Consider the following 12912-nt stretch of genomic DNA (forward strand, 5'->3'; position numbering starts at 1 on the left):
CCTGAGCAAAAATATCTTTCTTCAAACCTGTGGATAACTTTGAAAAGTGTCAAAGTCGGGACTTCAACCTCAAAAGCTTTCTCCATCAACGTGACAACGCTCATTTGATAAGCCATCGGACAAATCCCACAAATACGAGCCACTGCATCAATTATTTCATTGGGTTCACGTCCTTCTAAGAATTTCTCAAAATACCTTGGTGGCTCATAGATTCGCACATGACACTTGGTAATTTCATCCCCCTGAATTTCAAGATCTAAAGCACCCTCACCTTCAACACGAGCCAAAATTGGCACCTCGATTTTTTTGCTGTAAGCACCCTGTGTACCATCTAGATCATTATTCATTGTTTATCCCCTGCCGCTTTAAATCCATTTTGTTGATTATTGATAAAGTGATATTTATGGCGAATCTGCTCATCAGTAAACCCCATTTGCCTTAACTTTGTCGTCATGGCATCAAAATTGGCAAATTTTGCTGGCCCGTAACATCCATAGCAGCCACGATTTATTGCCGGACACAAAGCATTACAGCCATCGGCAGTTACAGGTCCCAAACAAGGCTCATTATGTGCAACCATCACACAGCTAATCCCACGATGTTTGCAACTCACACAAACCGGATTGATTTCTTTTTCAGGCTCGACCTTAAATAATAGCTGACGGACTGCTGCAAACATCTGTTGTGAGCTTACCGGACAGCCCCTGATCTCAAAGTCAACATCAACATAATCCTGTATTGGCTTGGCTGTTTCAAGTTCGCCTTCTCTTACAACATCGGTGTGTTGTGGGTAAATATCCTTAACCCATTTATCAAAGGTCTGTGCATTAATATTGTTGCGTAAAGCTTGAATACCGCCTGAGGTTGCACAAGCTCCCATAGCAATCAGATAGTGACTGTTTTGTCGAATTTTTTGAATGCGATGTACATCATGCCAGGTATTGATACTGCCTTCAATAATCGCAATATCAACATGTGCATCCTCATCTACAGGTCCTGCTTCGGCAAAATGTTTAATATCAACCAGCTGACTTAATTCCAGCAGTGATAAACCATCATTAATGAATGCCAGCTGACAACCATCACATGAACTGAATTTATGCACAGCCAGCGTTGGCTTCTCTGGCAAACAGGCTAATTTATCATGAGACATAACTCAGGCTCCTTGAATCTCAAGTAATTGTTGCACCATTGAGTAGGCATAAACAGGACCATCCTTACAGACAAACTCCTTGCCCAACTGGCAATGCCCGCAATGACCAATCGCACATTTCATGCTGCGCTCAAGGCTGATAAAAATCTGCTCAACAGGCGTGCCTTTTTGAATAAAACTTTGTGCAACATTCTTCATCATAATCTCAGGCCCAACACTCATCACAATGGTTTCTTGATAGTCAATATCTAAATCATCAATCGCTGATGTCACAAACCCATTATACCATTGCCAGGGGCCAAAAGGCTGACCTTGTGTTGCCGTAATGATTACCTTGGCATGCGGGCTGTTATGCCATCGTGTATATTTTTCCTGATAAATCAAACCAGAGGCATGGCGCACACCTTGAATGATATAAATACTTCGATAGTTTTGATAATTTTTTAAGATGGCTTCCGTTGCTGCCACTAATGGCGCATTACCTAAGCCACCTGTAATAATAACAACATGTTTGTCTTTGGCTGCTTCTATTGGCCAACAACTACCAAAGGGTCCACGAATGCCAATACGATCACCTTGTTTTAATTTTGCCATACCCTTTGTCACACGGCCAACCACTTGAATGGTGTGCTCAAATATATCCTGTTGAAAACCGCGATCATTAACAATAGAGATTGCCACTTCACCTACACCATAAAGATAAATCATATTAAACTGACCTGGATAAAACTGATATTGCTGGCGTAATTGAGCATCAACAAATTGCAAGCGCAGCGTAAAAATATCATCAGCATCTTGAATAAATTCAATGACTTCCGCTTCAAAAGGCAAATATGAATCTTGTGAATAAATCATTGGTCATCTCCTTTAACAATTGCATTGATCTCCTCAGTCACATCAATACCCACTGGACACCATGTAATACAACGCCCACAGCCAACACACCCCTTTGTACGAAACTGATCACGCCAGGTTGCAAATTTGTGTATCAGCCACTGCCGATACCGTTGAGAGAGTTTTTGTCGATATAGCGCACCATGCGTATAGCTATGATCCAGACTAAAACAGGAATCCCACTCTCGTAGATGCTCACTCTGGTGAGCATCCAGGCTTGGCGCATCTTTTTGTGTGTGACAAAAGCATGTTGGACAGGCTTGTGTGCAATTACCACAGGACAAACACCGCTTGGCGACATCATCCCATTGTGCATGATCCCAGGAATTCTTTAGAACTTTTTCAACTTTATGGCGCTCTGGAATTGTTTTTTGTTGTTTATCAAATACAGATTCGACATTTTCAGCCGCCTTTTGCGTTTGATCTGCACTTGCTGGAAGTAATGCTAATGTTTCAACACATTGGCGCCCCTGGTCACTTGCCGACTCTAGCACGAATCCATGCTCAATCTCGGTCATAGCCAGATCAAATCCATGATCTGCATAAGGGCTATCTCCCATACTCACACAAAAACAATTTTGATGACAGCTCGTGCAATTAGCAGCAATAATAAATAAGTTTTCACGCCTTTGCTTATAACGGACATCCTGATAGGCATTTTCAATAAAAACTCGATCCTGTATTTCAATGCCACGTAAATCACAAGGCCTAACACCAAAGATAGCATATTTTTTCTTTGATTCTGATGCGTGAAAAGCAAGCTTACCACTTTCATCACGACTAACGCGCCAGAGGACTTCTTTTTCTTTAAAAAGCATAGGTTTAATTGACTGCACAGGCACAGAAAAACCAAAGGCTTTTTTTTCATCATTTTTGCTGATTTGGTAATGCCCTGGTGTCTGATTATCCACATACCCCCAAGGCAGCTGATCTGCCTTATCGATATCATCATATACAATGCTGTTTTCTTTAACGGTTGGCCCCTTGATGTTATAACCTAGTGCCATGAGATAATCCAGTAAGTGGTCTATTCGCTCATGGGGTAAAAAATAATATTGGCTCATGAGTTGCTCCTTCTTAGCAAATTCGTGGTAATTGCTCACCTGTCAACCAGTCAACTCGACGCATCCCGCCAAAAGCTGTTTTCATTACAACCTGAGGTTGGTCGTTGATTTTAGTTATCTCACCAATAACCGACGCATTCTTCCCATCAGGATGCTGTTTCATAGTGCGCACGACATGCTCAGCGTCATCTGCCTTACATATGATTAAAACCTTGCCTTCATTGGCAATAAACAAAGGATCCAGCCCTAAAAGTTCACAAGCAGAATGCACCTCAGTACTTATCGGCAGATGTGTTTCATCGATACAAATGCTTGCCCTGTGCTGATTAGCCCACTCATTAAGTGTTGCAGCAACACCCCCACGTGTTGGGTCTCGCATGGTTTTTATTTGACAATCATGACTGAGCAAATAATCAATCAAGCCATTTAATGGTGCAGCATCGCTTATAATATTTGTCATAAAATCGAGATTCTCCCGCTTTGACATCACCGCAACGCCATGTTCAGCCAAATTACCATTGATAATAATTTTATCACCAGTTTGCAAAGTGTGGCGAGTAGCCGTTTTATCACTCACGACACCAACACCTGTGGTGTTAATAAAAATCCCATCGCCTTTGCCTTTTTCTACAACCTTTGTGTCACCTGTTACAATTATCACACCAGCTTTTTGCGCGGCAAAAGCCATGGATTCCACAATTGTCTTTAAATCAGCAAGCGCCAAACCTTCCTCTAAGATAAACCCTACTGATAAGTACAATGGTTTGGCACCACCGACCGCTAAATCATTAACCGTACCGAAAACTGCCAAACTGCCAATATCGCCCCCAGGGAAAAAATATGGTGATACAACATAGCTGTCAGTCGTAAAAGCAAGTTTTCCATTTAACACCGGTAAAATAGCTTGATCTTCTTGCCTAGCCAAGTACTCATTGTTAAAAGCTTTTTGCATTAACTGCTCAATCAATCGGTGCATCGATTTGCCACCAGCCCCAATACTAAGGTCAATCACATCTTTTTTGAAATTAATTTTTATTGCCATTTCATTACTCCCAATAGTACTGATAGTGTGCTGAACAAGCACCTTCTGATGACACCATGCAAGCGCCCATTGGTGTTTCAGGCGTACAAGCAAGCCCAAATAACTTACACTCTTTGGGTGCTTTAGCACCGCGCAATATTTCTGGACAGGCGCACTGCTTATGCTCTTGACCGTGAATTTCTGGGACTTCAAAAACTTTTTCAGCATCAAAGCGTGCATAGCTATCTTTTATTTTTAATGCACTTTGGCCAATAAAGCCAAGTCCACGCCACTCAAAACGATCGCGTATTTCCAGATACTGCTTGATAAGTGATTGCGCCTTAATATTTCCCTTAGTCGATACCGCACGTATATATTGATTTTGAACACCCTGTTCATCAGTATTAATCATTTTAATCAGCATAAGAATCGATTGCAATACATCCAAAGGCTCAAAGCCTGAAATCACAATGGGTTTGTCATATTGCTCAGCAACTGTTTTATAGGCATCGCTACCAATCACAATGCTCACATGCGAAGGCCCAACAAACCCATCTATCTGCACATCATCACCTGACAAAATCGCCTGCATAGCAACAGGCGTTAATACGTGGTTACAGAAGATATGGAAATTTTCCAACCCTTCCTTTTCAGCAGTTTGCAAGGCTACTGCTGTTGGCGGTGTTGTTGTTTCAAAGCCAATGGCAAAAAAAATCACTTTTTTATCCGGATTCGTACGGGCAAGCATTAAAGCATCATTAACTGAATAAATCATTCTCACATCCGCACCACGAGCTTTGGCTTTTAGCAAGCTGTCTTGATGTGTCCCAGGCACACGCAGCATATCGGCATAACTGCAAAAGATTACACCCTGCTTTAATGCCAGCCAAATAGCCTGATCAATACGAGCAATTGGTAAAACACATACCGGGCAGCCTGGTCCGTGAATCATATGAATATTTTTCGGTAATAAATTATTGATACCATAGCGATGAATCGCATGTGTATGTCCGCCACAAAACTCCATCAAACGATATGTTCTATTATTCATCACCGCTTTTTCTATTTGTTGCACCAATTTTTGGGCGAGATTTGGCTGGCGAAACTCTTCAATATACCGCATTATTTTGCCTCTTCTAACATGATTTTAAAATCATCCAGCGTTTTCTTTGCCTGGAATTCATCAAGCTTGCTTAATGCAAAACCTACATGAACAATCACAAACTCCCCCACATCAAGCGGCTCAGCTAGTAATTGTAATGAAATTTCTTTTTGTACCCCGCCGATATCTACAAGTGCCCGTTGATCAGCTAAAAGACTTATTACTTGCGCTGGAATTGCTAAACACATAACTGCTCCTGTTGTATTTTCTTACCTGCTAACCAGGCTTGACCCAAACTGATACCACCATCATTAAAGGGAAGTGTTTTAGGCAGATACACTTTAAATCCTGCTGCCTGCAAATATTCACAGAGTGTGCTCAATAAATACTTATTTTGAAAACAACCACCACTTAAGATTACTTTATCGCTACCGGTCTTTTGTGATTGCTGTTCAATCCAGCGATATAAAGCATAGGCAAAACTGCCATGAAACAACCCACTGGCATAGGCAACGCCTCGTTGCTGTTTTGCATTGAGAACGGCTTTTAACAGCTGTCCAATCTCAAGTTGATTTTCTTTATTGATCGCACACAAGTGCTTATCGGTAAATATTTTTTTTACCTTTGACTGCAACTGCATAGCCGCTTGTGCCTCATAAGTGTTGATATGACACACTGCCAATAGACTGCTAACACCATCAAATAACCGCCCACAGCTTGTTGTCATTGGTATTGTCTTTACTCCCTGCAACAGCTGGTTAAACTGACCTGCCAGTGGCATTTCAAATATTGAATCAGGAATAGGTAAATCAAATTGTCTGGCCAAAGCCAATGCCATCCTCCAAGGCTCACGCTGTACTTTATCACCTGAGAAATACTGCATTGGAGATAATTGGCCGCAAAGCGTAAAATCATATTCTTCAGGCTTATAAACAAAAAGCTCACCCCCGCAAGCGCTTTTATCCTCACCCAGTCCATAACCATCAAGTACTACTGCCAACACTTTTTCATCAAGGTGGTGCTCAGCCATAACAGATGCAGCATGCGCCTTGTGATGCTGTATTGGATAAACCGGCACATCAAGGCTTTGTGCAAAAGCTGTCGTATAAAAATCTGGGTGTAAATCACAGGCTACTGCCTTAAAGTCAACGCCAAACAGTTTTTTAAAATGGTTGAAAGCATGGTGAAAATAGTCAATGTTTTCTTGTCTATCCATATCACCTAAGTACTGTGATAAATAAGCATGGTTATCTTTGATAAAACAAAAAGTATTTTTTAATAGCCCTCCTGTACCTAATACACCAGGAAGCTTTTCTCCTAAATTAATGATATCAGGAACATAGCCTTTCGCCCGGCGAATTATGCTTGTACTACTCTTACCACTTTGCACAATTGAGTCATCACATTTCATCGCAATTTGTCGATTATCTGTCACGATTAAATCGGCGATCTGTGGTAATAATGTATAAGCATCATCATTCTTAGCAATAATGCTGCCACCTGAAAAATTAGCACTGGTTGCTACAAGCACAATGTCATTAGCATCACCGAACCATTGACTGCCAGTAGGCTGACCTAGCAAATAATAAAAAAGCAAATATTCTACAGGTGACTGGGGCAACATAAACCCAAGCTGGTTTAACCCTGGGGCCAATGAATCTGGCAGTCTATCACGACATGCATCCAGCAGAACAATCGGACGTGCCACAGATTGTAACAGCTCGGCCTCTTTATCACTAACTGGCGCATAACTGGTTATGCTTGATACGTTTAATGCCATCAAAGCAAATGGCTTGTGTGGCCTTTTTTTTCGATCACGCAACCGTTGAACTGCTTTTTTGTTTTTTGCATCAACAATTAAACGAAAGCCACCATTACCTTTTAATGCAACGATTTGGCCCTGTTGGACCGCCTTGACAATATCACAAAAAAGCACAGATAATTGTGGTCCGCAAGCTTTACATGCAGTTGTCTGCGCATGATATCGGCGATCACCAGGGTTTTGATAAGCTTTTTTGCAATCATTGCATAAAGTAAAATCATCAAATGTTGTTGCTGCTCGGTCATATGGTAATGACACCACTGTTGAATAACGTGGCCCACAGTTAGTACAACTGATAAAAGGATATAAATAATAGCGTGATTCTTTATCAAATAATTCAGTCAAACAACCCTGGCAAATAACAACATCTGCTGGGATCCTTGTTTCCGAGCTACCCGTTTTTGTCTGATAAATCTGAAAGCCTTCACCTAAAACTGGCGCTTTGATGGGTTGCTGCTTAATATATTGGATAGATGCTAATGGTGGTAAATTCGCCTTCAACGCGTCTATAAAAAGCTGTGTATTTTGTGTATTGACAACGACTTCCACACCATCTGGTGTATTTTGAATATAGCCATTTAATTGATGTTTTATAGCCAGTCGATAGACAAAGGGACGAAAACCAACTCCTTGCACAACACCTTTGATAGAAATTTTGCTGGCTTTCATTTTAAAATTCACTCAGACTGTTACCCGATTGGTATTATTAACCAGATTTCCCAACCAATCGCACCAAGCGTTAATACCAAAACCATCTTTAGCACTTGTTTGAAATATCATTACTTTTGAACGAATTTTTTTGATATTTTCGATACAGCGATTAATATCGAAGTCAACATAGGGGAGAAGATCTACTTTATTAATGACAACCACATCGGCATGATAAAACATATCTGGGTATTTTAATGGCTTGTCCTCTCCTTCTGTAGTTGATATCAATGCCACACGATAATGCTCACCTAAATCAAACATCGCAGGACAAATCAGGTTGCCAACATTTTCAATAAACACCAGTGAGTTTGGCTTAATATCAAAATGTTCAAAACCGTGTCCAACCATATGTGCATCTAAATGGCAAGCCTTGCCTGTATTAATTTGATATGCATCTGCACCTGCCTTGCGAATTCTATTGGCGTCAATATCAGTTTGCTGATCACCCTCAATCACATAAATTAGGCTTTTAGCTATTAACCCAGTAATCGTTTTTTCCAAAAGCGTTGTTTTACCAGAACCTGGGCTTGAAACAAAGTTTAACGCTACAGCATTCTTAGCATCTAACAGTGATCTATTGGCCTTGGCATAACGATTATTGATCTTTAAAATATCTTGCTCCAGGCGGATACTTTGCTGAGGTTGTTTGTGATCATGATGATGATCACTATGATCCTGACAGCCACATGTTATACACATTTCACTCTACCTCAATTTTTTCGATTAACATCTCTTGCCCACAAGTAATATCGCGATTAAAACTACCACATGTCGGGCATGGCATATAGCGCACTTGTAATAAAAACTTTTGCTTACACTCACAACAGCAAGCCATTGCATCAACACTGTCAATAAATAACGCTGCATGCGCTAACAAGGTGCCTTTGCAGGCAACAGGAAACCAAAACCGCAATGATTCCATATCAACACCGGCTTGCGTACCAATTCGCAAAAACACCTTATTTACAGTTTGGCTCTGAGTTTGGCTGCATACTTCCTCTGCCATTTTTATGATGCTTTGACACAGTGAAAATTCATGCATAATCAAATGTTTTAATAGTGCAAACATTGCTTCATCCTAACACAATTAATCTAGTTTAAAATAGTAAAATCATCGGACTTAGCGTCAAAAACTGATCTGGCGCAAGTTTTTAAAGAAAATTTTGCATAATAGTGGTTCCAGCTTCCTACCAGTCCATTTATTTTTTATAATCAACCCATACATCATTTCTATATAAAGACATTTATTATGTCCTTGGATTACCTTTTAATACTTAACTGTGGCAGCTCATCAATTAAGTTTTCTGTCTTTTTGCAGGACAACCTTAAGCGCGTTTATACCGGTCTTGTCGATAACATCAATCAAGAAAACTGTCACATGTCATTTGAACAAGACAAAATGCCACTAAGCCATGGGGATTATGCACGTGCTTTTAAGGCAATTGAAGATAAATTAAGGCAATATAAAATACTTAGCCATATTAAAAGTGTTGGCCACCGTGTTGTCCATGGTGGAAATCAATTCACTCGACCAGTTATCGTGAATAACGTGGTTATGAAAGCATTAACAGAAATCATCCCACTTGCCCCTTTACATAATCCAGCTAATCTTCAAGGTATTACATTTGCACAAACAATGCTGCCTGAGGCCACTCAGGTTGCTGTATTTGATACGGCTTTTCATCAAACAATTACCCCTGTTGTTTACACTTATGCCATTGACTATGCTTTAAGCCATAAATACCATATCCGCCAATATGGCTTTCATGGAATAAGTCATCAGTATGTCAGCATGAAGGCCGCACAAGTGCTTGGAAAATCAAGTGGAAACTTTATCAGCACACATCTTGGTAATGGCTGTAGTATTACCGCAATTATTAATGGCAAAAGCATTGATACATCAATGGGTTTTACACCACTTGATGGTCTGGTGATGGGCACACGTTGTGGTGATATCGATCCTGGGGTCATTGGCTTTTTAAAAGATCTACTTAACTATGATATTGACAAAATCATGACATTGCTCAATAAAGAAAGCGGGCTTTTGGGACTTTGTGGTGCAAGCGATATGCGTGAAATCGAGAAAAAAGTTGACCAAGGCTATGATAAAGCACAATTAGCGCTTGATATTTTTTGTCATCGGATTGCCAAATACATTAGCGCTTACCTGCTTTACTTTCAAAATTTAGATGGATTAATTTTTACCGGTGGCATTGGTGAAAACAGTGCGCGTGTGCGCCAAAATGCTATTCAAAGGTTGAGCAATATTGGCTTTTTACTCGATGAACAAAAAAATCAAACTCCTTGTAAACAAAGTCATGAGATACAGGCAGCTAACAGTCATCGGATTATGGTCATCCCCACAGATGAAGAGCTAATGATTGCTCAACAAACCAGACAATTAACACTTTAAAGGAGGCAAACGATGTCATTACCTATCGTACTTCTGCCCACAGGTCGAGGTGTTGGCCTGTATTCACTACAACTTGGACTTCAGTATAGCCTTATGCAGCATGGTTATAAGGTTGCTACCTTTAACCCCTTAAAAGATTGTGGAATTAGTCCGCAAGAAATAGAGGCATACTTTCGCAATGATCAGATCAAAGAATTTTTTGAACTACTACTTGAAAAACATGATGAAAAAACGGCAAATGCAGATATTGTGTTGATCACGGGAACCTTTATTAAAAACAGCAATAATCGTGATTTTTTATGGCTAAATGACTTTAGCAAAACCTTTAATATCACTTTGACGCGTGCCTTTAATGCCTATGTGATTTTAATTACACATCAGGGCAAAAAAGCCCTCAGCGAAATTGAATCTCAACTAACTTTTGCTCAGGCACAAATTGATAAACAAAGTATTATTGGCGCAATTATTACCAAGCTCAATGCACCTGTTGATAATGATGGTCAAACCTACTTCAGTCTTCTTGATGAACAAAAACCACCTTTGGCTAAAACTTTAAACAAAAGTGATATTGCTAATTTACCTATTTTTAAATTAAAGCATTTAACACTTTTAGGTATCACTCAGTGGCAGGATCGCTTAACTTATCCACGCATTGGTGATATTAAACGTCTCTTAAAGGCCAAAACGCTTTGTGAAGGTGATCAAGGTCACCGAGTAAAAACGATTACCATGTATTCACGCTCTATTAACTACATACTTGAAGAACTCAATCCAGGCACGCTTATTGTTACCTCTGCTGATCGCGCAGACATTATGATGGCGGCCTGTTTTGCAGCACAAAAAGGCATTCCACTGGCAGGGCTTTTGTTAACCGCTTCTTACCATATTCACCAAGAAATGCTATCGTTTTGTCTGGAAGTTGCGCAAAAAGCTAAACTGCCTATCCTTTCGACCCAAAACAAGAGTGTCAGCACTATCTTAAAACTAGCAAGCATTGATTATACGGGTATACCACAAGACGATATTGAGCGCCTTGAAATGCTGCAACACTCAATTGCGGAGTGCATTGATATAAAACCAATCGAGGAGAAATTATCTTCGGCTATTATCAAAAAAATGTCACCTGCTGCATTTCGCTACTATTTGACGAAACAGGCAAGTCAGCGTAAACAACGCATTATATTACCTGAAGCTGAAGAGCCTCGTATTTTAAAAGCAGCAAGTTTTTGTCAAAACAGAAATATTGCCGATTGCCTGTTGCTCGGCAATCCTGAGAATATTCATATAATTGCTAAAAAACAGGGCATTAAGCTGCCTCAGTCTCTTACAATCATCGATCCAAATACTATTAAAAGCCGATATATTGCCCCTTTAGTTGCGCTACGCAAGCACAAAGGCATGACTGAGGTTATGGCGCAAGATGCTTTAGAAGATGGTATCACACTGGCAACAATGATGTTGGCAGAAAGCGAGGTAGATGGACTTGTTGCCGGCAGCACTCACACAACAGCACATACAATCACGCCTGCCTTTAAACTCATTAAAACAAAACCTGGCTGCACATTAGTTTCATCCGTATTTTTTATGTGCCTAGAAGATCAGGTTATGGTCTATGGTGATTGTGCTGTCAACCCTGACCCAACAGCACAACAATTAGCTGAAATCGCTATTCAAAGTGCAATCTCAGCTACACAATTTGGCATTGAGCCTAAAATCGCCATGATCAGCTATAGCACTGGAAGCTCAGGCAGTGGAGATGATGTTGAAAAAGTGAAAGAAGCAACGTTACTTGTCAAGCAAAGTCATCCTGAATTTATTATCGATGGTCCCTTGCAGTATGATGCAGCTACCGTCCCTGAAGTTGCCAAAGCCAAGGCACCCGATAGCGCTGTGGCAGGGTGTGCCAATGTGATTATATTCCCTGATCTAAATACAGGAAACACAACCTATAAAGCCGTGCAAAGAAGTGCGAAGGTTTTAAGCATCGGGCCTATTCTGCAAGGCCTTAACAAGCCTGTAAATGATTTATCTCGCGGAACAACAGTAGATGATATCATCTACACCATTGCTATTACCGCAATTCAGGCACAACGCAGTAAGTAGTCTGTTTGGAAGCCTAGACACAGCTACCACCACCAGCTTCTAGATGGGATATTACAACGGCGAAGCTGTGCAGCATAATTATAAGCCACTTTTTGCGTTTGTCTGGCATAATTCAGTAAAAACTGATTATTCCGATAGCTTTTTTTTATAAATCCAGCAATACCATCATGATAAGCAAGGTAAAGCGCATAAGTATTTGACTTTGAGACATCAGCCAAACGATGCGCACGCTCTCCATACCAGCCAATAAAATCAACCGCATCAGCAAAGTCATCGCGTGAAGCCCAGGCTCTGCCTGTTTCTTTTTGATAATGCGCCCACGTACCATCTAGCGCTTGTGCATAACCATACGCACTTGATTGTCGACCAATCGGGATAAAACCCAATACATAATCCATTGGCGTTTTCGCATCACCGATAAAACTTGATTCTTTACGGATAATCGCCCATTGAACACTGATTGGCACACCCCATTTTTTATAAGAATCCAGTGAATCGTAATACCATTTGGGATACTGTTTCGCAATAGAACATGCATTATCAATGTTATCAGGCGGTGCTGTGATACAACCGCTTAATGTTATAACACCTATTATAAGCAATAAAATTCGATACATGGTTGAGATATT

General features: G+C 40.5%; 13 protein-coding genes. 2 read left to right on the plus strand and 11 right to left on the minus strand.

The genetic code is table 11. From position 1 onward, the window contains the following. From DNK84_RS02910 to hypA, 10 genes are all read right to left on the minus strand, one after another. On the minus strand, nt 1-347 hold a 347-nt coding region (locus DNK84_RS02910), incomplete at its 3' end, for a nickel-dependent hydrogenase large subunit (protein WP_208123242.1). Then, complete coding sequence (locus DNK84_RS02915; protein WP_119343078.1) at nt 344-1153, minus strand: NADH-quinone oxidoreductase subunit B family protein; 810 nt, start codon at nt 1151-1153, stop codon at nt 344-346. The genes DNK84_RS02910 and DNK84_RS02915, both read right to left, overlap by 4 nt. A 3-nt stretch (nt 1154-1156) precedes the next feature. Then, nucleotides 1157-2008: an FAD/NAD(P)-binding protein gene (locus DNK84_RS02920; RefSeq protein ID WP_119343079.1), complete on the minus strand. Its 852-nt coding sequence runs from the start codon at nt 2006-2008 to the stop codon at nt 1157-1159. Next, nucleotides 2005-3111 carry a 4Fe-4S dicluster domain-containing protein gene (locus DNK84_RS02925; protein ID WP_119343080.1) on the minus strand — a complete coding sequence of 369 codons (1107 nt, stop codon included), beginning with the start codon at nt 3109-3111 and terminating at the stop codon, nt 2005-2007. The genes DNK84_RS02920 and DNK84_RS02925 overlap by 4 nt, the downstream gene beginning before the upstream one ends. Nucleotides 3112-3124: 13 nt before the next feature. Beyond that, on the minus strand, nt 3125-4153 hold the full coding sequence (hypE, locus tag DNK84_RS02930) for a hydrogenase expression/formation protein HypE (protein WP_119343081.1): 1029 nt from the start codon (nt 4151-4153) through the stop codon (nt 3125-3127). A gap of 4 nt (nt 4154-4157) precedes the next feature. Further along, nucleotides 4158-5255 carry a hydrogenase formation protein HypD gene (gene hypD / locus DNK84_RS02935; protein WP_119343082.1) on the minus strand — a complete coding sequence of 366 codons (1098 nt, stop codon included), beginning with the start codon at nt 5253-5255 and terminating at the stop codon, nt 4158-4160. Continuing rightward, a complete protein-coding gene (locus tag DNK84_RS02940; protein ID WP_119343083.1) occupies nt 5255-5482 on the minus strand; it encodes a HypC/HybG/HupF family hydrogenase formation chaperone in 228 nt (75 codons plus the stop codon). The genes hypD and DNK84_RS02940 overlap by 1 nt, the downstream gene beginning before the upstream one ends. Then, a complete protein-coding gene (gene hypF, locus DNK84_RS02945) occupies nt 5473-7737 on the minus strand; it encodes a carbamoyltransferase HypF (RefSeq protein WP_235826807.1) in 2265 nt (754 codons plus the stop codon). Before hypF ends, DNK84_RS02940 begins: the two co-directional genes overlap by 10 nt. After that, nucleotides 7738-8466 carry a hydrogenase nickel incorporation protein HypB gene (hypB, locus tag DNK84_RS02950; RefSeq protein WP_119343084.1) on the minus strand — a complete coding sequence of 243 codons (729 nt, stop codon included), beginning with the start codon at nt 8464-8466 and terminating at the stop codon, nt 7738-7740. It lies immediately after the preceding gene. 1 nt (nt 8467) lies between these two features. After that, on the minus strand, nt 8468-8836 hold the full coding sequence (gene hypA / locus DNK84_RS02955) for a hydrogenase maturation nickel metallochaperone HypA (RefSeq protein ID WP_119343085.1): 369 nt from the start codon (nt 8834-8836) through the stop codon (nt 8468-8470). A 186-nt stretch (nt 8837-9022) separates the two neighbouring features. On the opposite strand from hypA, the gene DNK84_RS02960 reads away from it, so the two are divergent. Together DNK84_RS02960 and pta are read left to right on the plus strand one after the other, a co-directional pair. Further along, entirely contained in the window at nt 9023-10180 is a 1158-nt protein-coding gene (locus DNK84_RS02960; protein ID WP_119343113.1) for an acetate/propionate family kinase, read from the plus strand. Between the two features lie 12 nt (nt 10181-10192). Next, the gene (gene pta / locus DNK84_RS02965; protein WP_119343086.1) at nt 10193-12283 is read left to right on the plus strand and encodes a phosphate acetyltransferase; all 2091 of its coding nucleotides are present in this window, start codon (nt 10193-10195) and stop codon (nt 12281-12283) included. Between the two features lie 23 nt (nt 12284-12306). Here the strand turns inward: pta and DNK84_RS02970 are convergent, their stop codons facing one another. Further along, the gene (locus DNK84_RS02970) at nt 12307-12909 is read right to left on the minus strand and encodes a transglycosylase SLT domain-containing protein (protein ID WP_162902178.1); all 603 of its coding nucleotides are present in this window, start codon (nt 12907-12909) and stop codon (nt 12307-12309) included. Nucleotides 12910-12912: the final 3 nt, after the last annotated feature.

This window comes from Facilibium subflavum, from assembly GCF_003574485.1.
GTDB lineage: Bacteria > Pseudomonadota > Gammaproteobacteria > Francisellales > Francisellaceae > Facilibium > Facilibium subflavum.